This window comes from Fluoribacter gormanii, from assembly GCF_900156395.1.
GTDB classification, from domain to species: domain Bacteria; phylum Pseudomonadota; class Gammaproteobacteria; order Legionellales; family Legionellaceae; genus Legionella; species Legionella gormanii.
In genome coordinates this window covers 39,935-62,952 of record NZ_FTNL01000019.1, presented here as the reverse complement: position 1 = coordinate 62,952, position 23,018 = coordinate 39,935, and the positions used below count along the sequence as shown (strand labels likewise).

The following is a 23,018-nucleotide window of genomic DNA, read 5'->3' as shown; positions in this document are numbered from 1 at the left end:
GCAATAATATGCTCTAAGTGCGCAATTATTGCGCACTTAATTTGATATTTTAAGCCACAACATGAGAAATAAAAATTATGAGAGAGCTCTTTGAAAAACCTACTTTGGCATCTGATGTAACTACTTCTATGACGCACGCTGATATTTGTACTTGTAGTATGTGTATGAAAAGTAAATTACCCACTGAGGTAGCGAGCAGGCATTTACATAGCTTGCAAGCGACTATGGTTGACCGACGAAATCCAGATAAACCCGGCAGTAAACCATTAATGAAAGCAGTAGAAGCTCATGCTATTCTCAAAGCAGGCACAGAAATAAATATGCTGGAAGCAACTGGAATTAGTAAATACGATATCCCTGATCCAGGATGTGTCGTTCAAATAACTTCCCCTCAAGAATTAACTATTAAGGCAACATGGAAAAATAAAAATCAGGAATGCGCTCAAAGTGGTAGGGATGCGAATGTTTTTGGTGGCTTGGGTGTATTAGCTATTCCATCCGATGTTCAATTAGTGAATATACCCAAAATGAATGCTCGTGCTGTGCCCAGGGGGTTTTTAGCTAAATACGGTGCCGAGTTAATTCCTTTGGAGCAATCATTTATTTTGGATGCTGTAAATGAGCCATCATTAGAAAACCTGTACCTGGTTGAATATCAATGGGATGCAGATTACATACAAGACTATGTAATGAAAAGAACAGGTGGTGGTGGATTATTTGTAGAAACACATCCATTTCCTCATGTTTTTACACCTTTGTCCCCTAAGTGCAGTGGTGCATTGATACTCGGAGTAGAGAAGGCTGGTGGTGAATTTGATTTTGCTGCTTTTGAAATACCTTTTGGATATACGATGACAATTGGTAGTAATGTAATCCATGGCGACTCGTTTTTTGTCGGACCTTACGCCATCGCATTAACTGAAACTGAATTGGCTGATTCCGTTATTTTGAAGCAAGATACTCCTCAGCGTACCCCGCAAAAAGTAGTTCAAACTCCTGCTAAAACGTATACAATAGGTCTATATGACGATGCTAAGGTACATAATCAAGATTTTTTTCAAAAACGGCTAAGCTTTTTTAAGCGGTTACCCAAAGAAGTTTTAACTGAGGTTCGTCATTTATCAACAGAGTCTCAAACAGCTTTTGATCAACAATTTGGATTAGTACCTTATTCATCCTAATTCACGCGATCTCAAATGCTTCATGGATAAATGATTGAAGGGTAATATTATTAATCAGCCCTGATTCGTTTTGAGGCTTAGTAAATGGAGCAACGGTCAAAGTAGTTACTTCATTTGCTTTTTCTCTTATGAGAAAATAAGCAGACCCAATGGAATGTTCAATCTTTTCAAAGCGAACAATAAAGTGTATTATACAAAAAACATCCAAATTGGAAAATAATTTTCACTAAAATTAAAAATTTGCAACGTTGCTTTATTAACTATGAGGTAAATGGATATGTTTAGTAAAACTGGCCCAGCAAAAAAAAATACTTTTGAACAAGATATAGCCGCAAGGCAAAATAAAATGCTGCAAGAAAATTTAAAAAAGCTTGCTGTTCCAGCTAATGAACAAGAAAAAATCATGCAAATGCGGAATACTGCATCTGATGAATACCATAAAGAGCGCTGTTTTTGGTTCCTTGAAAATCATCTAATTCCTGAGACTAAAACCAAATATAACCAACATTACTTTGAAACATTCGAAAAATGTCAGCGTGAGCTTCTTAGCCAAGCGTTTGACGATAAAACAGCTGAAGGGCCGTCAGATAGTATGACGTTTGGATTTAGATAGATTACTCGCTGCGGATAGTATTTACGACAAGAGTGGTGTTATCGAAACTCTGCGGGATCGGGCAACCAAAATACCCCGTTCGATGCATTAACCACAACATCCACAGAAGGGCTGCCTGCGGCCATATCTATGAGTTGATCGGTCCATTTTGCATACGTTTCTGCGGATTGGAATTCCAATTTTTGTTCTGAATTCATCAGGGTTAAGGCAATCATTATACCAATCATTTCATAGATGATTGGTTTTTGATAATCATACATGCATTTTTGCGCAATGGTAACTCGGTCTTGTTTTCCGTCCATCAGTACTGGTTGAGCAATGTGTTTTAATACATTTTCTTCCATAGTTAGCCCTGTAAACGTTGCCACGCGTTTAACCAGTTCTTCTTTAGGATAGATTAGTGACATAACCACGTCACGATTCATTCCTGGTTCGTAGAACACTGGCTGATGCTTAAGGATATCAGGGAACTCTTCTATATAAGGCACACACTGGGTCACCTCAAAGTAATCGTCGATTGATTTAAGCAATTGTCCAAAATCGAAGCAAACTTCAGTATTTAGCACCGCTTTTAAATCATTTAAATAACAAATTATTGCCAATCCACCCATGATACGAGCGCGCGCTTCAGGCGAGTTGGTATCAGCCTTGCTGATGGGATAGGCAATGCTGAGCCAACGATTGGGTGCTGCAGCCAATTCCTCGATTTGGGAACGAAGATTACGTCCATACATTTTTATAGTGTACTCTATAACGCGATCACATAACTCTTGGCGCGGCCTTAAAATCATCATTTCCGTTGGCTTAGAGATACTTCGTTCCTTAATTTCATCTTCGTTCATTTTCATTACTCATTTTTAATGAAATGTGTAAATGGTTTGGCTAGACCTTTTTGTATTAAAAAGCCCCTTATTCATCATCAGAACTACTACCAGGACGAGGCATTGTGACGCATGGTGTATAACATCGATCCATAGCATTCATAAACGCTTTTTTCCCATCAAACCCTTTATCAGGTTCGACTAACCAGGGTTGATCCCCTTGCGTAGTGGTAATTTTTATACGCTGTAGCATACCAGGAAGTTCTCTTGTCTTGTGCGTTGCGATAGCTAGTCCTTCCCCGTGATTTTTATGAATACAGTGTGGTGATTGATGATGTAAAGAAAGGAGATCTTCAGGGAAGAGCGGAACTGCACCACCAACTATACGAGCTCTATTCATATTGGCAAAAAGAGTTCCTGGTCCTTGAGCATAGGCTATGGTATGAGCTAAAGCCTGTGAATATTCTCTGTCATAGCATGAGTGCTTTACTAAGGCTAGTTCATCGTTTCGCATGGCATCAATATTATTTTTGTATTCTTTTTTGATTTTTTGTATTATTTGGGCGCGTTCAACTCTTGTCAAACCCTCTTTTTTTAGAGACTCAGCAAGGTCGATAAGACGCATACAATGTGTCCCCAATTTCTCAGCAATATCTACAATCGAATCCAAATGCTGATCTTTGATTATTTGCCCATTTAAGCCAGCTACAGTTTGACCTGTAATTAAACCAAGACCATACATTGCAGAACCAATTCCAGACTCAAGGATCTTACGACATTCCTTTTCAGATAGATGAGTGATTTTGGATAGCTCTTTTGGATCAATGCTTAACATTTTTTCAAGAGCTGCTCTCGCTTCGGGATATCGTTTGGCGAGATGTTTATGTATGCTGAGCCGGTGCCGCATATCAATATAGAATGCTTGGCAGGCTTCTACCCCCTCTTGAGCATGTTGATGCCTCTCTTGTAACATCGAGGTATATTCTATAACCGTTTTTCCTTGCATTTTGGCTCGTTCTTCGAGCTGTTCTTCAGGCAAGTTTAAAGCGACTTCGGTAAGCTCCATATCCGAGAAATATTTACGACCTTTATCCGTGATACATTCTAAATGATGTTCTAAAGCAATACCGCATGCATCAACCAATCTTTTGTGTTTCTTGGGATACATGAACAAAGTCAAGAGACCTCCTGTAAATCCTTGTACAACTAACTCTTGAGATCGGCTCGGTGTATAAGCTTCTTTTGCTGGATGAGGAATTTTTCCGGTCGGTAACTGTTCGGCATAAGCTAATAACTCTTGTGTTGTCTCAAATTGCCTCTCAACATTTTTCATTAAGTGATCTTTGTCTGCTCCATAGAGTTTCTCAGCTTCCTTGAATCGTTTTTGATCTTCAGAATCCAGGGTGTATAGCACTACTCCCGTACCAACACCACTACCAATGACGATGGCTGCTGCTTTTTTCAACTTAAAAGCATTTTTAATACCAGAACTTGCTTGTCTATGCATTTGCCTGATATAGAGTAATTTTGACAACATAACATTCCCCACAAAATCTATACTTGTTGAATATTATAGCATCACGTTGATTAATGAATTATTAAGCAAAATGCCAGATTGGCTCAGATCCAAGTCAAAAATTAGGTGCTTTGAAGCTCCTAAAGGTATTTATTTTGATTGAGAATAGACCCCATGACTCGGTTGGATGATGCTTTCTTGTTCTAAAAAAAAACCTAATGAATTTATTTGCTATAATTTGAGTTAAGATTTAACATATTTTGGGGCATAGACATGTGGAAAAAATCCAATGTGGTCAAAGGGGGAAGTATCTTTACAACGCGTCAAAAAGGTTCTAATGTCGAACGGTTTTTTAAACTTGACTCTAATATGTGGACGACCTTAAGCAGTCAAAAGAAACAACCCATTTACCTACCCATTTCTTATGGTGGTAGTCTATTAACAGCAGAAAATGCTTTATGGAAATTAAGAACACTAGAAACAGGTAAATGTTGGGCAAGAACAATGGCGCTTAGTGAATTCGAGCGTGTTTTTCCACTTTTTTTGGGGACATCAAAAGTACCTTGCGGATTGAATGGTTCATCTCAATTAGTGAAATTTCTGGAGGATGGTCGCATAGACGAGCAAAATACAGAACGCGCCTTTATTGGTCATCATAAGCAGAGTAGTGAACATTTTCAAGGATCTGCATTGTCTTTTTCCCATCAATGGACGATTTATCATTTCTTTTCTCTTGCCTCTGGAAAGACGAGTATAGTTTTGGCTGATTCAACAGCGATTCCGGATGATTATGTCTACATTCAGGGAGCGAGTGAAACACCACCAGGATATGACGCATCAGGTAGCCCGGAGACATTCGCTTTCGAGCATGAGGTAACCGTGCAAGATGTGCCGTTAATCGCTATGCCTGGAAGATTGCATAGGCAAGGATTGAAATTGGTATTTTCTGCTAATCCTTATTTTATTGATCTGCAAAATAAATTGCTCCCTGAAGAAGTAAGATCAGTGGCACAACAAGCAATTCAAAGTTTCCTTGTAGCAAGCGCGATACAACGAACAGGGAAACCTGTTCCTGGTCAACCCTATATTGCAATGGAAGAGGCGGCTCAAATACAGAAAAAAGCAATCGATATTTATATTGAATCGATGGTTGAAATCGTGGACATGACTCCAGAACAGATGGATGCATATCATCTATTTCTTCGTGAAATGAGAGGGCACAGCGAAATAGTGCATTATACTCATATTCAAGTTGAGGAGGAGGAAAAAGAATACGGAATGGAGGCACAAGATAGCACGGTAAAAATAGAAGAAGTTACTGATGAAGAAGCAAAAAACATAGAGGAAAAAGAAAGTAAAGTTGGCGAAGAGGAAGACACTAGGCCAAAATTTCAGACCTAATTGTAAATGATAGGATACTTTCCAAACTCATCACCTATGTGATGTTGTAAATAAATTTGCTAATGTGAACTAATTTAATTAAGATGAGTATGCTTTTTAATATTTTTTTTAGTCGTTTGTAATTTCAAAAAGAGTATCTATCTATGATGATGAAGTACATGTTTAGACCAGTTGCAGCGAGAGGTTCCTCTTTTTTTCAATCCTCATCTTTAGCTAATCGAGCATACAGTACGCCTGCGTATCGAGTTAAATTAATGGAAAAAGATGGTGATAGAATCGGTGTAATCACTTCAAAAGAAAATAATCCTGAAAAACTGTCAAAATTAAAAGAGGAGTTAGCCGCGAAAGACTACGAAGTATACTCGGTAACGCCAGAGGAAATTATGGTGGTACAAAGTAAAGCTAAATTCTTAAAAGACATCAATGATGCTGCAGGAGCAATTGAAGAGAATACCTCTAATTTTAAACCTTAGTTTTTTCACTTGGGATGCGTGACAGCTCACGTAGTCCCATGTAAGTGACCTAATTCAAGATGTTGGCGCTTTCATAACAGAAGCTTTTTCGGGCCTCCAAATATGGTTTCTCAATGTATGCGAAGAAACGCTCAGCAACTGCTAACAGTTCCCAAATTATTCAAGCCAAAAATACAAGGGGTGGTTTTAGATGAATCGATATACAGGTGAATGCTTATGTGGTGCATGCCGATATGTTATTACGGGGCAACAGCCAAAAGTAATGTATTTATGTCATTGTAGTCGATGTCGAAAAGAAACTGGTTCGATGCATGGTGCAACTGTTTTCTTTGATAAGGCTCAATTATCGTGGGAAAAGGGTGAGAATAATCTTAGCTATTTCAAGTTACATAACACGCAAAAGGATCGTATATTTTGTAAGACGTGTGGCAGCCCGCTTCCTCGGCAAGACGAGAGAGGGTACGTGGTTTTACCCGCTGGTTCTTTAGATAATGATTCGTTCTTAGAACCAACAGCTCATATTTTCTATGCAAGTCGTTCGTCATGGGAGGACAAGGTAGCGGATTTGCAACGATTTGATGAGTTACCAAAGTCAGATTGAAGCGGGTAAAGTTGTCCCTGGATTGGTCACACGAGTCATTCTGAGCAGAGCTAAGGATCTCCTGAGGCAGATTGGTGCTCCAACGAGGAGATCTTTGCTACTCTTAGGAAACAATTACCTCATTTGTACCAGCTCATAATAATAAGGAGATACAGGTTTTTCGCTTCCTTGACTATAGGACCATAGCTTCTTGGGAGGCTCTAAAACCACTGCTTTAGTATTAATAGTCGGTAATTTAAAATCTCTAGGGTTCGTAGAAATTAAAATTAATGTCTTGCCAGAAAGCGTAATCGAGTTTGACCAATATCGATACATCAAACTATCCAGATCAAAAATATGTCTACCTACAATTGGATAAATGTTTGGGATTGCTCCATGTTCCAAAAGCTTTGCTTGATAAAATGCAAGCTCACTTCCAATGTTATAGGCATCTAATGGAACTAGAATTGGTTCAGTATTTCGTGTATGGCTGACATTTTTTGCTACGTCATGGACTTGTTCGGTAAGATTTTCCCACGAAATCATTTTTTGGAAGAATAGTTGTGATGCTTTTTGAGAGGGGCCAAAAGTTATCATGACGATGACACAAATATAGCAAAGTAATAAAAAAACTGCGCCCGTATGCCATAATTTGTAAAACTTATTACTTTTAGAAATGAGTATTGCAAGCCAAGGAATAATCGATATAAGTCCTGGACCTATCCAATCTAATTTAATGGCATGATTAAGACTATATACTCCAAAAAAGATCAAGGGAAACAGCGTAAATACTTGCAGAAACCGTATTGCCTTAGCTTCAATGTTCGTCATGTTTGTCGATTTTTTATCCCATAAAAGATAAAAACCCATGACCCCCGCGGGCATTAAAAATAAGAATACTAATCCAATAAAATGATGGAATGAAAAATGATTAACTGATTTAAACCGACGCACGCTTTGAAATGCAAATGAAGCCCATTCATGCATAAAATTCCAATAAATTACTGGAGTAAACAGAAGCGCTGCGATCAATGCACAAAGATAGGGTTCTTTGCGAGTAAACCAATATCGTGTTGAAGGCACTATGATTAAATAAAGAAGTACCGCCGGGCCAAGTAATACAATGGTATATTTGGATAACATTCCTAGACCAAGCCACACCCCTGCTTTGTACCATGATTTAGATTCATCGAAAAGAAACACGCGATAGAAATAATAGAGTGCAGCGGCCCAACAAAGCAGAACGGGTTGATCCGGCGTAGTTAGAGTCGATTGTATAAAATAAAACGGTAGTAGGGATAATAAGAATAGAGCATTCAGACCAGAGCCTCTATGAATTAATTCTGTTAATTTGTAACTGAAAAACGCAGCGCCTCCCCAACACAACAAGGCTGGAATACGGATGCTGAACTCATTGGTTCCAAAAATAATAGTAGAGAGTTTAATTAACAATGCGACCATAGGAGGATGGTCCAGATAACCAAAATCCAGATGTTGCGAATAATTCCAATAATAAGCCTCTTCAACGAAGACATCATGTGAGCCAACACTTAAAACACGTAGTGCTAAAGAAACAAAAATAATTGAAAGAGTAAACAATATGCTAATATTTTGCCTCAATCCTTGACCAGAAAGAGCAATATTTTCGGATTTAAGTATAGAAGTCATTATCCATGTACAGAAAACTTAGACAGGCCACATTCTATCCTTTTTAAGGAGGCGAGCAAAGTAATAATTGTTTACTCACTTTATAGATAATTGTACTGAGTGGTTTTGCTAGCAATCTGTAAAAATTTTAGATTAACTTTTGGTTTAATTGATTTCTAAAGTTTACTTGTTTTCAATTAACGTGGTAAGCGGGTGGTTTATTACGCTGTCAAACCAGAGGCTCCCACTGTTGAGTGCCTCACCATGCCATTATGGATATGAGAAACCATTATCAGGAGCAGGTTCAACTGACTTCAGGTTTTCGAGCAACTGTGCGAGCTCATTAGTTCTTACTTTATCGAGCTGGTCTATGGCTACCCAATCCAATAAAACATCTCCTGGCCACGCACTTAGAGCCCCGGCTCCGTTGGCATCTCCTGAATCGCGGGTTATTGCAAAAGTAACTCCGAGGCCTCCTGCGTCAGAAATAATCAATGGAAACCAAGACTCATTGGTACCTGTAGTATAATTGCGGAATGTTAACTCACGCGGTAATGTATCTTCATTAAATTCTGGCTTCGGGGCAAACGCACGGTCTTTCCGGCAATATTCATAAGCCACATGAACTGGAACATCGCGCTGCGCGATACCTACTTTGAGCCAGGCTGTCTCTATGGCCGTCCAATTACTTGCGTCAAACCAACCATCATACCCATCAGTATAATTTTTTAATGCGTTTTTGAGTGGCGTAAAATCAAAATGCTTTGACCCCTTGACCTCGACCCCATGTTGTATGTAAGTCAACCCATATTTCTCTATTGCCTCACAGCGCTTAAGCATCTCCGCTTTTGTCTCTGGATTCATATATTGTTCCAGCATACGGCACATGTGGCTGTCCTTTGCCCAGTAGGCGTACTCGTATGCGCTGATGTCTTTGAACGTTCTACCCGAATAGTCGGTTACTGTCCCCGTTTTCAATAGTAATTCAGGATGCATATCGACTATTTTTTGTGCTTTATCCGGTTTCCCTGTCGCTACAAATAATAACAACTGAGATAATAAATTCTTCAACCTATCTGGCTGAAATAAAGCATGCAGTCTTTTTTGGGTTGCTACTAATGCGCTGGTATGCTTATCTTCTTTTGGTTCCTTCTTCTTGAGATAGGAGCCAATTTCTTTAATAATATCAAGGGGAATTACATCAAAATAGGGAAATTGACTCATCATCTCGAGTATCTCTTTGGGTAACCCCGAGATCTTTGATAAGTCATTCATCAATTCAAGTTGTTCATTAGAATGCAACCTATAGAAATTCAAAAACTGATTCTTAATTTTATTAGATATCATCGTGAAGGCAGTATTATTTTCGATAATCTGTTGGGCCGCCTTTTCATAAAGCAATTTAAAGTGGGTATCAGTTTGTGGTGGTATTATTTTGGGCTCTGCCATGTTCAAATATATCTCAAGTGATTTAGTGAGCGCGATTTGTATCATATAATACTCTACTTGAACAGTAATTGGCGCTAAAGAGTAATTAATTAACACGATGGGATGCAAAAGTGACAGAATGATTTTACATCGAGCAAAGAAGGATTGAACAGTAAAAAAACTGAAGGTAAAATGAGTGAATTAAGCTAAAATAAGGTGCTATTATGTTTTTTAAACAATCGACAAATCCTAGTGTTACACCTCAAGAATTACAGAGAGTCATTCAAAATTTAAATGCACAACGCGAATTGGTGGAACGTCAATTGAACGATGGTTCTATATCACAAAAGATGGGACAGGAAGAAATGCAACGCCTATCAAGTCTTGTTGGTGCTTATAATGATAATCTGATGTCAGCATTAGATGCGCAACAAACCACGTCAACCCACGGGGTTTAGGTTTTCGTAGCGGTTTTTGATGAATAATTTCCAATTTCCGCTCCGTGTCTTCGCGCGTCACTCTCCTTGGAGAGATTAAAAAGAGATTTTCCTATCAGGAACTCTGATTCGTTATCGTTTGATTTATGTCTTTTATTTAATTAATATGCCCATCAACTGACATTAATTTTTAATTGGTTCATGAAATTTTTTAATCGTTCTCTACCCTTAAGCGTAGTTCAAAAGATTGTTAATAATTTATCTTTAGATGAGAAAAAAAGATTAAGTGCTGTCAACAAAAGTTGGAAACACTTATTTTCCAATGAGGGTTATGAATTATGCATTGAAGCAAAGGACTCAACGGATATTTCTGAATTACTTTCTCATATTCAAGCAATTTTACCCGTAACACCTAAGTCTCCTATTACCATAAAACGATTAACCGGCGGATTTTCTCCCTGGGCCAATAGCTATCTAGTGCAAGTTGGCGACGAGCGTTTTGTTTTACGGCATATAAGACATAACGAAGGGCGAACTCGGGAAGTATTTGCATCCATTTTTTTCGCCCAGAAAAAAATAGCACCAGAAGTAGAATATTTTGATTTTTCTGCAGGTGTTGTCATCATGCGTTATGTTGAAAATAGCCCATCGATTACAGCACGACTGGATGATGAACAACTAAAGCTTATTGCAAAGAAATTTGCAGTGATTCATTCCGGACCACATTTACAAAGACGCTCGGAAATTGAAAAATCAACCTTAATCGCTGAACGTCGAGTCACGTTAAATAGTTACATTAAAGCCTCGCCGGTTTTTTTCTTGCAACAATATGCTCTGATGCAGCTTGATTGTTTAACGGGTTTAGTGAGACAAACACATTATTGTCATAATGATATGAATCCTAATAATCTGTTGGCGACACCCGAAGATTTCTATTTTATTGATTGGGAATGCGCAGGGTTGCTTGATCCCTTCCTCGACTTAGCGATTGTGGTTGCCACATTACGCTTAAAGCCAGCTGCAGCAAATTCTCTTTTGACGCATTATTTAGGACGTAAGCCATCTTCAGAAGAACTGATGCATTATGTGCACATGCAACAAATCGCTTTATTGCGATTTGCAATTAGTTTTGCGGCAAATATTAGCGATCCCATGAGTGTAAATCACATTGATATTGGATCAATACCAGCGTTTAACGAATATCAACCCAGTGATGGAGCGATTGATAAAAGCAGTGATGCTGGTAAGTTTTATATTAGTGTGATGCTGATTAAGCAAGCGATGCAAATCGTTAATGATTATCAGTTTAAGCAGCAACTTAATACCAAACTATTAGGAAATGTAAATAAGCCTGCTAAAGATTTTAGTTTTGGGGCGCTCCAAATTCCTTATTTTATTATGGGAGGAATTTTAAAATATCTTCGTAAGGATGAACTTCTGGCTTTACGATTAGTATGTAGTAGCTGGCGATTATTTGTAGATGATCAGGTAGTAAAACCTAAAGGATTGATTTCTGAAAGTGCAGTAGACGAAATGAGTAATTCTAAAGCGATTGCAATGCGTCTAAAGGCTACATTACAGTCATTTCTGCCATGGAGAGCAGGATCTTTAAAACCATTGAACGGTGGTTTATCTCCCTTTTGTCAGAATTTTATAGTGGAAGCCTACAATCAGAACTATGTAATAAAAATATTAGAGGAGGACAGTGCACAGGGGTGGGTAGAATTATATGCGGCTCAAGCTGCTTCACGTACTGGTATTGGTCCTAAAATGATTTATTTTAATGCAGAACAAAAAGTGGCTGTTTTTGAGTTCGTTGCCAATGATCCGCGATGGCCATTGGATAAATCTCTGGATAGATTGGCCTCACTGGGTTCGGTAGTGAGTGCATTGCATGGAATTAAAGTTCCAAAGTGCGAAAGTAAGGAAAGCGATAAATTTTTGCAATTAAAATCCAGGGTTAAGGAACTTGTTGAAAAAGATCCCAGATTTGATGATTTTTCTTTGGTTTTGTCTCTATTTAATGACTTGGATCACTTACTTAATCTAAATCCAAAAACCAGTCTGTGTCACTATGACATGAATCCCTGGAACATATTATTTCAAACAGAAGGAAATCAATTTTCATTAATTGATTGGGAGTTTGCACGAATAGGAAATCCACTTTTTGATTTGGCAACCATTGCTAATTTCTTACGTTTGAATGCCATAGAAGAGACATTTTTGCATATTGCTTATGCTAAAGGACGAGTTACCGCACTGGATGAAGCCAGTTATCAAATAACTAAAGCCTACGTTTATTTGCGATACGCTATTTGTTCACTTGGCTTGAATACATGTTATGAATTAAAACTTGATCCAGATGTATTAAAATCTTTACCTCCCTTTAATCAATTTAATCCCGCTCAATTAAAAATTGATAAAAATACGAATGAAGGGCGCTATTACATCGCTCTAATGTTTGTAAAAGCAGCTATGAATTTGCTTAAGGACAAACAATTCACCACTCATTTAAAAACGTACCAGCAGGGGTTTAAAACGGACTATATTCCCTCCTTTTTTGCACATTCATCAGAAAGGTTAGATGAACCAAATGGAACAGGAATTATTGCCAATACCTCAAAAGAACTCACTTCTTGAGGATACTACCCCCGTACTCATCGGTTTAAGTTTAAGGCTTCCACAGATAGAAACTGAGGAAGCCTTGTGGCAATTTTTAATTGCAGGCCAAAGATCAAGGTATTCAGTAGATCCTTCAAGAAAGTGGCGTACTGAGGGTGAAACGACCTATGCCAATTTGTTTGCTGATTGGAGTTTTTTTGATCCAGACTTATTTAATCTGACTGCCAAAGACATTGCTCATCTTGATCCTCAACAAAAATTAGCGTTGTATGGCGTACATACGTGTCTGGAAAATGCAGGTATGGCGCGTTATGAGTTGCAGCAGGCAACAACCGGTGTTTATGCCGGAGTGATGACGGTGGATAACCTGCATTCTTATGCAATGAGTGCATGCAATAGTGACAGCCGTTTGTTTTTAAATAATTGTGAAGCGAGTGTTGCCAATCGAGTTTCGTACTGTTTTAACTTTACTGGAGAAAGTAAAAGTATTAATGCTGCTTGCGCCAGTTCATTGGTTGCTTTAAAAGACGCATGTGACAGCATCAGACAAGGCCAAAATGATTTTGCTTTTGTACTGGGGGTTAATTATATTGATAGTGCTTTGCGGCATCAGAGCTTCAAAAAAGCGGGTATGCTCTCTCGAAGTGGTTGGTGTCATACTTTTTCTATGCAAGCCGATGGGTATTTGCCTTTAGAGGGAATGGTTACTTTGCTGGTTACCTCAAAAGCAAAGGCGGACTCATTAAATCTTCCGGTTTTAGCGGCCGTTACCGGGATTAGTTGCAATCACAATGGAACTACCAGCACAATGACCGCTCCTAGTGCTACTGCACAATCTAATCTGATTCGTTTGGCCCAAAAACAATGTGCGTATCTCGATGTTGCATATATTGAAGCTCATGGCACGGGAACTAATCTTGGTGATCCCATAGAACTTGAAGCATTAAGTCATAATTATCCGAGTTGCTATATTGGTTCGATTAAAGCAAATGTAGGACATATGGAGGCTGGGGCCGGGTTATTAGGTGTGGCCAAGTGTTTGCTGATTTTAAAGAATCGGCAAATTCCTCCTCATGTACTTTCAGATACCGCGAATGTTTTATTACCTGAAACGTTAAACATCAATACAGAGTCCATCGATTATAATCACTCGCAAATTGCAGTAAGTTCTTTTGGATTTGGAGGTACGAATGCACATGCCATTTTGCAAAGAGTCCCTGAGCGCGTTCCAATTAAAACAAATGAGTCATTTAAATTACCGGTGTTGCTAAGCGCAAGAACTAGAGAAGATTTAGAGTCCTTGGTTGCACTCTCGGAAGATCATGTTCTGCCGGAGCAAAAGTATCATTTGGCATTAAACTCAATTTATACCCAGGAACATCTTGTTCCGTTTCGCCAAGCAGGATGGCTCAATGAGCATGAGCGGCACATTGATTGGATGTCCGTGAATAATGGCTTTCTAGTTCTTCCTGGGGATTGTGCACCAACGAGCTTTGTTCAATTAAGGCCCTATCTTCAGTCTACTTTTTCGGAACGGTTGCCGGAATACTGGATTCATCTCATTCATGATTTTTTATCCGATATACGTTGTATTGAAGCTTATGGCAGTGCGGTTTCTTTGGCGATTAAAGCCAATCAAAAAATGCAAACTCATTTAATATTAAATGGCGAACACTATTCGGCATTAATTGATTTAGATGATTATGTGTTGAAACTTGTTCATGATTTGGTAATTGAACCATCCGAAGTGAATCAACTCATTGTTGAAAGTATGGCGCTTTACCAGCATCAATATACCTTTAAAGGATTTTTGCAAACGCTGCTTCCCGCAGAATTACTCGTTTTGTTTGAACAAAATGACCTGCAGCAAATTCAAAATACGTCAATGCATGAGGATAAGCAGTTTATCCACTATCAATTGATTGTTATCCTTCTATGGGCGAGGCTATGTGTTATTAATAAATGGCAATTAAGTACGGTTAAAAAAGAATTGCTTGGCCGTTTTTCTCCTTCTTTTGTTGAAATTATGGCGTTGCTTGAACAACAACTGCTTCTACCCGAGGAGATCAAATTACTCTTATCGCTTGATTCTGCATATATCGAGCTCTTCAAGAACAGATTAAGTGAGCGAATAAGCACAATTTCTGAAGTGAATGGGTTTACTTTATTAAATGCTTATTATAAACCGCATTTGACGTTTGCTCCGGATTCACAAAACAGCAGTACCAATCACTGTATTTTTCATTTTAAAGCAGGGCAGAGCATTTGTATCGATCTGGATCATGTGAGTGGCAAGGATGTGCTGACCTTAAGTGATGAATTTGTCTTGCAATTATGGCTTAAGGGTTTTGCTTTTGATTTTGAGCGTTATTTAGGAGCAATGCCTTTTGAACGCAAATCTTATTTTAAAAAAGCAAAGAAGAATTCTTTAGAAAAAGAGAAGCGATTTGATACGTTGCAAACTACGTTGAAATGTATGAATCACCATGAGTTCTCCAATCTTAAAACCATTCATTGGACTGAGTATTCTGTGCATGATATTTTGGCGCAGGATCTCTCAGTCACGATCGATTATCCAGAAAAAGATCCAATTCAGTGGGTAATCGAAATCATTCGCCAAATTTCGGTTAAATGCCGTAATCAGCTGAAAAAACAACGTATTATTCACCTGAAATTGGATGAAAATTATTCCGCGCAAGAAGTTGAGTTAATCACTCATTTTGTTAATGCAGTGAATTTAGAAATCAATCCTCTTCACATTAATGTAGTTGATTTTAAGGGAAGATTTTATCAGTACAATCATGTCACTTTGCAATTTCCAAAGGTAGATCGTAAGGGATTTGAATACCGCGGAACCTATGTTTTAGTTGGCGGAGCTGGTGGGATTGGTTTAAAGCTTGGTGCCTATCTCCAAGAAAAATATGAGGCATATATTTATGTTGTGGGTCGCAAACCCTATAACCAATTGAGCGAGCAAGTTCAGGGGCAACTGCAGCAAAGCAAGATGATTTATTATTGCTGTGATCCTGATGAACATAATGCTCTTTTAACCTGTTTAGAGCAAATCGCTGCTGCAGAGAAAATTTCAGGTATTTTTCATTTGGCTGTTGCCTGTCATGATGAGTGGTGGGTTAAGCAAAGCGAACATTCATTATCCACTACCTTAAAGCAAGTGAGCCAACGCAACAGTTGGCTAGTCGCTGAAGAATTATCACGGTTCGCCAAAAATCTGTATGTTTTTACATCCATCCAGGCTTATTATCCCAATTTAGGGGCTACGATCTACAGTTTTGAAGCCGCATTAAAAAATTATTTACTGGCACAACAAAAAAGTCTTCCATGTTTTATCACCGCATTGGGTGTCATCGAAGGCATTGGTTTGGCAACATCCGCTGATTATTCGCGATATATGGCGAGTAATGATTTGGCTCCTTTATCATTTACTGAGTTGATGGAACTTTTTGAGCAGCAGATTGATACCCAAACTCCATTTGCTTTAATTACTGGCCGTACGAAACAAAACGAGTTTATAACCACTGCCACGGTTAATAAAAATAAAATCCTGGAAGAGTTTGTGGCACTAAGTCTTTTGTTGCGGATCAACCAATCCTTCCCCATGCACGGTCTTAACGTGGCGATGTTTTTTGCACCGTTCCAAAAGCATTTTCAATTATTGGTTCGTGAGTTATTTAATATTTGGCAAAAGCTGCAGTTTATTCGCGTGGAAGAAGATTTTATTTATATTGACCAAGAGGTAAAGCAACTTGAAGCCCTAAAAAGCAGTTATGAAGATGAGTTAAAAGAAGAAAATTATTCATCTCGGCTTAAATTATTTCTTGCAGTATGTGACCAATATCCTGAATTATTATCCGGTACTTTATTGCCTCATCAAATTATTTTCCCTCAGGGTAATACGGAATTAGTACAAGGTTTTTATGAACATCATGCGGTTGCTGATCATGCCAATCAGATGCTGGCGAGTAAACTACGAAATTACTGTCTGTCATCTGCAAAAAAAATAAAGATTCTTGAAGTAGGTGCTGGCAGTGGTGCCTCAACGCGAGCAATTCTAGACGCGCTGCATGATCAATCCTTTACCTATTATTTCACCGATATTTCCTCTGCATTGGTTAATAAAGCAAGGTGCTATTTTTCTAAGTATGAGCATTCAATGGAGTTCCGAGTATTTGATATGGAACAAATGGATTCTCAGCATGAGTTTTATCAAGCATTTGATGTAGTGATTGCTACCAATGCCATTCATGCAACGAGTGATATATTAAATTCACTAAATAGTTTGTGCGAATGCTTGATTGATAGCGGACATTTATTATTGAATGAGTTAGTGGAAAAGACAAATTATACCACGGCTATTTTTGGCTTATTTGATGGATGGTGGAATGCGAAGGACCAACATCTACGCCAAATGAACTCCCCTTTATTGAGTGCAGAACAATGGATCTCGGTATTACAGGAGATGAATTTAACCGATATTGAGTATCAATGTTCATGTTTAAACTTCTCTTTCGCAGAACAAATTGTTATTGACGCTAAAATAAATCGTCAAGTTCAGATAAAAAAACAGCCTGCATTGATGATGCCATTATCTAAAATATCCATGGAGCCTTGGGACAAAGAGCGAGATGTTGGATGTGGCCGTGAAAAACAACAAGCCCCAATTCATTCGACAAAAAATCAACAATGGATAGTTGAGCAATTGGCGCAAACACTTTATTTGGATAGCAAAACGATTCAATTAGACGATCGATTGTCTGACCTTGGTTTTGATTCATTAAGTTTGAGTGATTTATATCAAAAATTAAAACCTAAATATCCTGAGTTCGGTATTGCTGAATTGTTTGCAGTCGATACGGTGGATGCACTGGTGAAACGATTCACTGACAATGAATGCACCGAAACTCCTGATGAGGTCCATTTTGATTTAAACCATTATAACCGGGAAACAGATATCGCCATTGTGGGGCTAAGCTATCAGCTTCCACACACAGGTTCCGATGATTTTATTTCTATGCTGCAGCAGGGTAAAACAGCATTTGCACCTATTCCCAAATCACGATGGGCTCATGACTCATTTTTTGATGCGCAAAAGGGAAAGCAAGGCAAATCTTATGCGGGTAGCGGTAGTTTTTTAAATGATATCGATTGTTTTGATGAAGCTTTTTTTAAACTCTCTCCACGGGAAGCTGCTTTTATCGATCCTCAAGAACGTTTGCTGCTGCAGAATGCTTATTCCGCACTTGCGGATGCAAATGCTTTTCCTATTGCATCGGACAATAAAATCTCCGTATTTGTCGGGATAAGTGGTGCCTATTATTCTTGGCTCAAAGAAGATTGGACGACCCAAAAACACGCTAATTCTTCGTGCGCTTATTGGTCTGCAGCAAATCGAATTTCATATAGTTTTAATTTGCATGGTCCAAGTATGGCGGTGGACACTGCCTGTTCATCTTCGTTATCAGCATTGCATTTGGCTTGTCAAAGTGTGTTAGCCGATGAATCGACCATGGCTGTAGTGGGTGGAGTCAATTTAATTGTACATCCACGCCAAATGGTAGAACTTTCAGATTTGCATATGCTTTCAGCTCAAAACATCAATGCCTCGTTTTCGCAAAATGCAGATGGATTTGTGTATGCTGAAGGGGTTGTTGCTTTATGCATTAAAAAATTAGGTGTGGCTGTTGCGGAAGGTAATAAAATTTATGGGGTCATCAAAGGAAGTGCACTTAATTCAGGTGGCAAAATGCACGGGTATACCGTGCCAAATCCTGAAGCTCAAAAACAGGTTATTCTTTCTGCTTTGCAAAAAGCAGGAATTAATTCCTGGCAAATCAATTATATTGAAGCACATGGTACAGGTACCGTTTTAGGTGACCCTATAGAAATTAAAGCATTGAGTGAGGTGTATCAAAATAAAGCGTTTCTGGGGTCGGTTAAAAGTAATATTGGTCACAGTGAAGCATGTGCAGGCTTAGCGGGTTTAGTACGAATATTATTGCAATATCAAGATGAGCAAGTTTTTGCGGGAGTGAATGCTTGGCCGTTGAATGAGCATTGTCATTTTGAAAAGACCCAGTTGATTATCCCAGAAAAAAATACGGCGTGGGGACAGAGTAGGGGGGCTCGTTACAGTGCGCTTAGTTCTTTTGGTGCGGGTGGATCTAATGCACATATTATTTTACAAGATTATCCTCTTATCCCCGAAGCGCGCATGCAACATTATTCTTTTAAAAAACAAGTCCATTGGATAGTGCCTCGTAGTTCTTTTGCAGCAACTCAAGAACATCCCTTGGTTTTGCAAACAAAAGCCTATTATTTTGAGCAACATCGATTGCATCAACGTCCAATATTGCCTGGAGTGGCGCATATTTATTTTTGTTATCAAGCCTACATACGCAATAGAGGACAGACGTCACCGATTAGCATTCGTGAAATAAAGTGGCTTAATCCCATTTATGCAGATTGTGAAGGGGATGCTCTTGCACTGATGATTCGTTTTAAATCGGAAGCTACTTATATTCTTTGTGAATTAGCAGGTGGATTATTGCATTCAAGCAGTACTTATCATGCTGTAGATGACACTCCTGCATTCAAGGAATATGCTTCATTTGCTGTTGAGTGCGTTCACGATGTGTCGCCGGCGGCAATGTATGCCCAATTTCGCCGAAACAATTGGTATCATGGTGAAGCATTCCAATGCGTACATTCCATTCGGGTTAATCCGGATAAAAATAAAGCGATTGCTGCATTAACACTCGTAGCGCCTCATGAAGCACCTACCTTGGATCCGCGCTTATTTGACAGTGTTTTGCAATGTGTTTCAGTGTTACAAGAGGGATTGCCAGAAGATCAGGTATATATTCCTCAGAAGATTGAGGTACTAAATTTAGTTCACGAGTGGACCACTAAAATTTATATTGTTGTTGAAGACAAATCCTTGCGCGCATTTTCTCCTCGCTATGACATTTCCATTTTTGATGAACAATATCGCTTGGTAAGTCACATTGCTGGTTTTTGCATGATTCCCATTCACAAACAACAAATCATTCAACAAAACACTGAGTCTTCGGAAATATCCTCGGCTGGCTCAACCGCGGAATCCAGAAATCGATCCGCTTTACTTGAGTCCGAGGTCAAGTCTTCGGAAGTTAACACGAGTCAAAAACCAGTCCATTATTTTAAGCCATTCTGGCAGCGCATAGATTGTGATAAGGTGACTGGAAGAACACTGGAGTGGTTACAGGCCACAGAAACCCCAGGCACCAGTTCGGTATGTTCTATGATATGCGTGAATCAATTACAAAATACACAGCAATTCATGAGCTTGTTACAGAATGTTCAGCATGCTTTGCAAACAAGAAAAAAATTACAGTTGATTTTGTGTTTTGATGACTCGGGAGAAACGCCTGTTTATGCACAGGCAGTCCATGCCTATTTACGTACAGCTCAATGTGAGTTTCCTGAGTTGCGTTACAGTGTAGTCTTGTTGCCTTGGGAATTGAGTTCCCAACTCTTGCCACGGGTTGCCCAGAGCCAATTGCCTACGTGGGTTAAAGTAAACCGGGAAGGTGTTTTTCATACTCAATATTATCATGGGGTTACCCCAGATCAGAGAGAGGCTCGTTTGTTATTTAAACAAAATGGGGTATACGTTATCGCGGGGGGGCTTGGTGCGATCTCCAAAATTATTGCCCAATACCTGGTGACTCAATATCAAGCCCGAGTTTTGCTTCTGGGGCGACGTAATCCATCCATAGAACACATTCACTGGTTACAACAAAGTAACATCAGTTACAAGCAAGTTGACGTCAGTGATTATGAAGCATTGCAGACCTGCATCACACACTTTGTTTTAGAGCATGGGGGCGTATTAAATGGCTGTATTCAGGCCGCTGGTGTTCAGCAAGATAGTCTCATTATCAATCAATCAGCGGCCGCATTTGAAACGGCCTTGACTGCAAAAGTAACAGGTACCTTGAATTTAGATAAAGCGACGAGGGTGTATCGCCTGGATTATTTTCTTTTGTTGTCTTCCTACTCTTCAATACTCGCTAATATTGGGCAGTCTATTTATGCAGCTGCTAATGGATTTTTAGATGGTTTTGCGGTGTTACGCGAATCGTTGCGTATCCAAGGAGAATGCTCTGGATTTACGTACAGTATTAATTTGCCTTTTTGGGAGCAAGGAGGCATGCAGGTTAGTGATTCAGTATTAGTGCGTATGCAAAAAGAGTGGGGTATGCAGGCGATAAACAATGCCACCGGCTGCCGCATTTTAGAAACATTATCCGCTTTATCCTGGCCGCAAATCATTGCGCATCAGGGAGAGCAAGAAGTCATTCTTCAGCAACTAAATCATTCGAAATCGACAAAAAAATACAGGTCTGAATTGAATATGGAATTTAAACTCTTTGTAGTCAACACGATTAAAAAAATATTGGAACTTGAGGGGCATTTTGCGCTAACAGCCTCTTTTGGTGATCTAGGTTTTAACTCAATTTTATTTACTGAGTTGGCCAATCATTTGAATGATGCCTATGATTTGGCAATTACCCCGGCTACTTTTTTTGGTTATAAAACGATTGCTGAGTTCATTGGCAATTATGAACCACAAACCAAACCTAATAGCGGTACAGAGGTTCAATCTGAAGAGGTAAAACCATTAACCCAGCATCATTCGATTGACGAGGATATACCGGTTATTATTGGGTACAGTGCGCTATTGCCAGGATGTAAGAATTTAAATGACTTTTGGCAATTGTTAGTGAATCAACGCCATGTTTTTAGCCAAACTCCTGCGAATCGCTTGCACTATATGCAACAATACCCTGGCACCTTTATTGACGGTGTTGATGCATTCGACGCCGCTTTTTTTAATATTTCACCGTTTGAAGCTATAGTCATGGACCCCCAGCAACGACTGTTATTGCAGGAGGTATGGCATGCTTTGGAAATGGGAGGAATCAATCCATTACACTTGAAAGGATCTGCAACAGGTGTATATGTGGGGGCGTCAACGTTTGATTATGCTAAGTTATTAACCCGATACCAAGTGAGTAATCCCTACATTCCAGTTGCAACAGTACACAGTTTACTGGCAAATCGAATATCTCATTATTTTGATTTAAGTGGACCCAGTGAAGCAGTCGATACTGCATGCTCCAGCAGTTTATATGCTCTAGATCGCGCTGTAAAAGCCATCAGGCAAGGGGAGATTGAGCAAGCAATTGTATGTGGCGTTAATTTGTTACTTGATGATGAATTTTTTAATGCGTTCACTCAATCAGGAATGTTGTCTGCTACGAAAATCTGCAAGCCATTTGACAAACATGCCGATGGATACATTAGAGGTGAAGGCATCATCGTAATTATTCTCCAGAACCAAGCGCGAGCATGGGCACAAAATAATACGATTTATGCCAAGATTCTTAGCAGTGGAGTAAATCATACCGGTAAAGCCAATACACTTACCTCACCTAGTTCAAAAGCGCAGCAGAAATTGTATGAACATGTTTATAGTTCGATTGATATCGCGCGCATTAGTTATATTGAAGCCCATGGTACAGGAACGCCATTAGGCGACCCTATTGAGTTAGAGGGCTTGAAAAATTTTGTGGCTGATAAAAATGTAGCGATTCAAGTAGGTTCTGTCAAAGGCAATATCGGTCATCTGGAGCCTGCTTCAGGATTGGCCGGTTTAATAAAAATTTTGCTGATGTTTCAGCATCAAGTGATACCAGGGCAAGCGAATTTATCTGAAATCAACCCATACCTTGGATTGCAGCAATCGGGATTGTCGATAAGCCAGGAAACTCACGCGTGGCAACAAAAGCAAATTAATGGTGAATTAATTTCGCGTTGTGCGGCCGTAAGCTCTTTTGGTTTTGGTGGGGTTAATGCACATGTTGTTTTAGAGCAAGGTACTATAATTCAGCAACACCCTTCAGGATCTTTTGTGGCATTGATTCCTCTTTCTGCGGCGAATGAAGCGAGCCTGCGTATCTTGGTGAAGAATTATATTGACTGGTTGCAAGCAACAACTCATCTTGATCCACAAAGTTTTTGTTTTACCTTACAAAAAAGACGACTTCATCATCGCTATCGGGTGATGTTTCAATGGCATAATCAGCAACAATTAATCCAGCAGATGCAGAATTGGCTCGACTCATCTGCGATGCCTCAAATTAGCGATGATTACCAATCCATGGTACAGGCTTATCTCGCGGGTGATGCTGTATTTAGCCCTGCAGCAAACCCGAGTGAAATGATGCCAGTACATGA

At 39.2% G+C, this 23,018-nt stretch carries 12 protein-coding genes (1 of these 12 cut by a window edge); 8 read left to right on the top strand and 4 right to left on the bottom strand.

What is annotated here, in order from left to right:
* Positions 1 to 77: 77 nt before the first annotated feature.
* The gene (locus BW930_RS12250) at positions 78 to 1,181 is read left to right on the top strand and encodes a hypothetical protein (RefSeq protein ID WP_058468214.1); all 1,104 of its coding nucleotides are present in this window, start codon (positions 78 to 80) and stop codon (positions 1,179 to 1,181) included.
* Positions 1,182 to 1,458: 277 nt separating this feature from the next.
* Positions 1,459 to 1,794 (top strand): hypothetical protein, encoded by a 336-nt coding sequence (locus tag BW930_RS12240; protein ID WP_131756872.1) that lies wholly within the window; start codon positions 1,459 to 1,461, stop codon positions 1,792 to 1,794.
* Positions 1,795 to 1,832: 38 nt separating this feature from the next.
* Here BW930_RS12240 and BW930_RS12235 read toward each other — a convergent pair whose 3' ends face one another.
* Both BW930_RS12235 and BW930_RS12230 read right to left on the bottom strand, forming a co-directional pair.
* On the bottom strand, positions 1,833 to 2,636 hold the full coding sequence (locus BW930_RS12235) for a hypothetical protein (RefSeq protein WP_058468211.1): 804 nt from the start codon (positions 2,634 to 2,636) through the stop codon (positions 1,833 to 1,835).
* A gap of 67 nt (positions 2,637 to 2,703) precedes the next feature.
* Complete coding sequence (locus BW930_RS12230; protein ID WP_058468210.1) at positions 2,704 to 4,152, bottom strand: hypothetical protein; 1,449 nt, start codon at positions 4,150 to 4,152, stop codon at positions 2,704 to 2,706.
* A 252-nt stretch (positions 4,153 to 4,404) separates the two neighbouring features.
* Here BW930_RS12230 and BW930_RS12225 point away from each other — a divergent pair, with 252 nt between their 5' ends.
* The 3 genes from BW930_RS12225 to BW930_RS12215 all read left to right on the top strand — a co-directional run bounded on the left by BW930_RS12225 (position 4,405) and on the right by BW930_RS12215 (position 6,606).
* Positions 4,405 to 5,532: a hypothetical protein gene (locus tag BW930_RS12225; RefSeq protein ID WP_058468209.1), complete on the top strand. Its 1,128-nt coding sequence runs from the start codon at positions 4,405 to 4,407 to the stop codon at positions 5,530 to 5,532.
* Positions 5,533 to 5,675: 143 nt separating this feature from the next.
* Positions 5,676 to 6,005, top strand: a complete 330-nt coding sequence (locus BW930_RS12220) for a hypothetical protein (protein ID WP_058468208.1) — start codon at positions 5,676 to 5,678, stop codon at positions 6,003 to 6,005.
* A 190-nt stretch (positions 6,006 to 6,195) separates the two neighbouring features.
* Positions 6,196 to 6,606 carry a GFA family protein gene (locus tag BW930_RS12215; protein ID WP_058468207.1) on the top strand — a complete coding sequence of 137 codons (411 nt, stop codon included), beginning with the start codon at positions 6,196 to 6,198 and terminating at the stop codon, positions 6,604 to 6,606.
* Between the two features lie 114 nt (positions 6,607 to 6,720).
* On the opposite strand, the gene BW930_RS12210 is transcribed toward BW930_RS12215, so the two are convergent.
* Both BW930_RS12210 and BW930_RS12205 read right to left on the bottom strand, forming a co-directional pair.
* Positions 6,721 to 8,253 (bottom strand): glycosyltransferase family 39 protein, encoded by a 1,533-nt coding sequence (locus tag BW930_RS12210; protein WP_058468206.1) that lies wholly within the window; start codon positions 8,251 to 8,253, stop codon positions 6,721 to 6,723.
* 249 nt (positions 8,254 to 8,502) lie between these two features.
* Entirely contained in the window at positions 8,503 to 9,726 is a 1,224-nt protein-coding gene (locus tag BW930_RS12205) for a restriction endonuclease subunit S domain-containing protein (protein ID WP_058468205.1), read from the bottom strand.
* Between the two features lie 158 nt (positions 9,727 to 9,884).
* On the opposite strand from BW930_RS12205, the gene BW930_RS12200 reads away from it, so the two are divergent.
* From BW930_RS12200 to BW930_RS16965, 3 genes are all read left to right on the top strand, one after another.
* Positions 9,885 to 10,118, top strand: a complete 234-nt coding sequence (locus BW930_RS12200; protein WP_058468204.1) for a hypothetical protein — start codon at positions 9,885 to 9,887, stop codon at positions 10,116 to 10,118.
* 180 nt (positions 10,119 to 10,298) lie between these two features.
* A complete protein-coding gene (locus tag BW930_RS12195) occupies positions 10,299 to 12,737 on the top strand; it encodes a phosphotransferase (protein WP_058468203.1) in 2,439 nt (812 codons plus the stop codon).
* Positions 12,682 to 23,018, top strand: partial view of an SDR family NAD(P)-dependent oxidoreductase gene (locus BW930_RS16965; RefSeq protein ID WP_115266144.1) — the 5' portion only. It continues 2,680 nt past the right edge of the window; only the first 10,337 of its 13,017 coding nucleotides appear in the window; the start codon lies at positions 12,682 to 12,684; the stop codon falls past the right edge of the window. The genes BW930_RS12195 and BW930_RS16965 overlap by 56 nt, the downstream gene beginning before the upstream one ends.

What these genes read in the sequence shown, in the direction of transcription:
- BW930_RS12250 (WP_058468214.1), top strand. Translation starts at nt 78, where the DNA reads ATGAGAGAGCTCTTTGAAAAACCTACTTTGGCATCTGATGTAACTACT.
- BW930_RS12240 (WP_131756872.1), top strand. Translation starts at nt 1,459, where the DNA reads ATGTTTAGTAAAACTGGCCCAGCAAAAAAAAATACTTTTGAACAAGAT.
- BW930_RS12235 (WP_058468211.1), bottom strand. Translation starts at nt 2,636, where the DNA reads ATGAACGAAGATGAAATTAAGGAACGAAGTATCTCTAAGCCAACGGAA.
- BW930_RS12230 (WP_058468210.1), bottom strand. Translation starts at nt 4,152, where the DNA reads ATGTTGTCAAAATTACTCTATATCAGGCAAATGCATAGACAAGCAAGT.
- BW930_RS12225 (WP_058468209.1), top strand. Translation starts at nt 4,405, where the DNA reads ATGTGGAAAAAATCCAATGTGGTCAAAGGGGGAAGTATCTTTACAACG.
- BW930_RS12220 (WP_058468208.1), top strand. Translation starts at nt 5,676, where the DNA reads ATGATGATGAAGTACATGTTTAGACCAGTTGCAGCGAGAGGTTCCTCT.
- BW930_RS12215 (WP_058468207.1), top strand. Translation starts at nt 6,196, where the DNA reads ATGAATCGATATACAGGTGAATGCTTATGTGGTGCATGCCGATATGTT.
- BW930_RS12210 (WP_058468206.1), bottom strand. Translation starts at nt 8,253, where the DNA reads ATGACTTCTATACTTAAATCCGAAAATATTGCTCTTTCTGGTCAAGGA.
- BW930_RS12205 (WP_058468205.1), bottom strand. Translation starts at nt 9,726, where the DNA reads ATGATACAAATCGCGCTCACTAAATCACTTGAGATATATTTGAACATG.
- BW930_RS12200 (WP_058468204.1), top strand. Translation starts at nt 9,885, where the DNA reads ATGTTTTTTAAACAATCGACAAATCCTAGTGTTACACCTCAAGAATTA.
- BW930_RS12195 (WP_058468203.1), top strand. Translation starts at nt 10,299, where the DNA reads ATGAAATTTTTTAATCGTTCTCTACCCTTAAGCGTAGTTCAAAAGATT.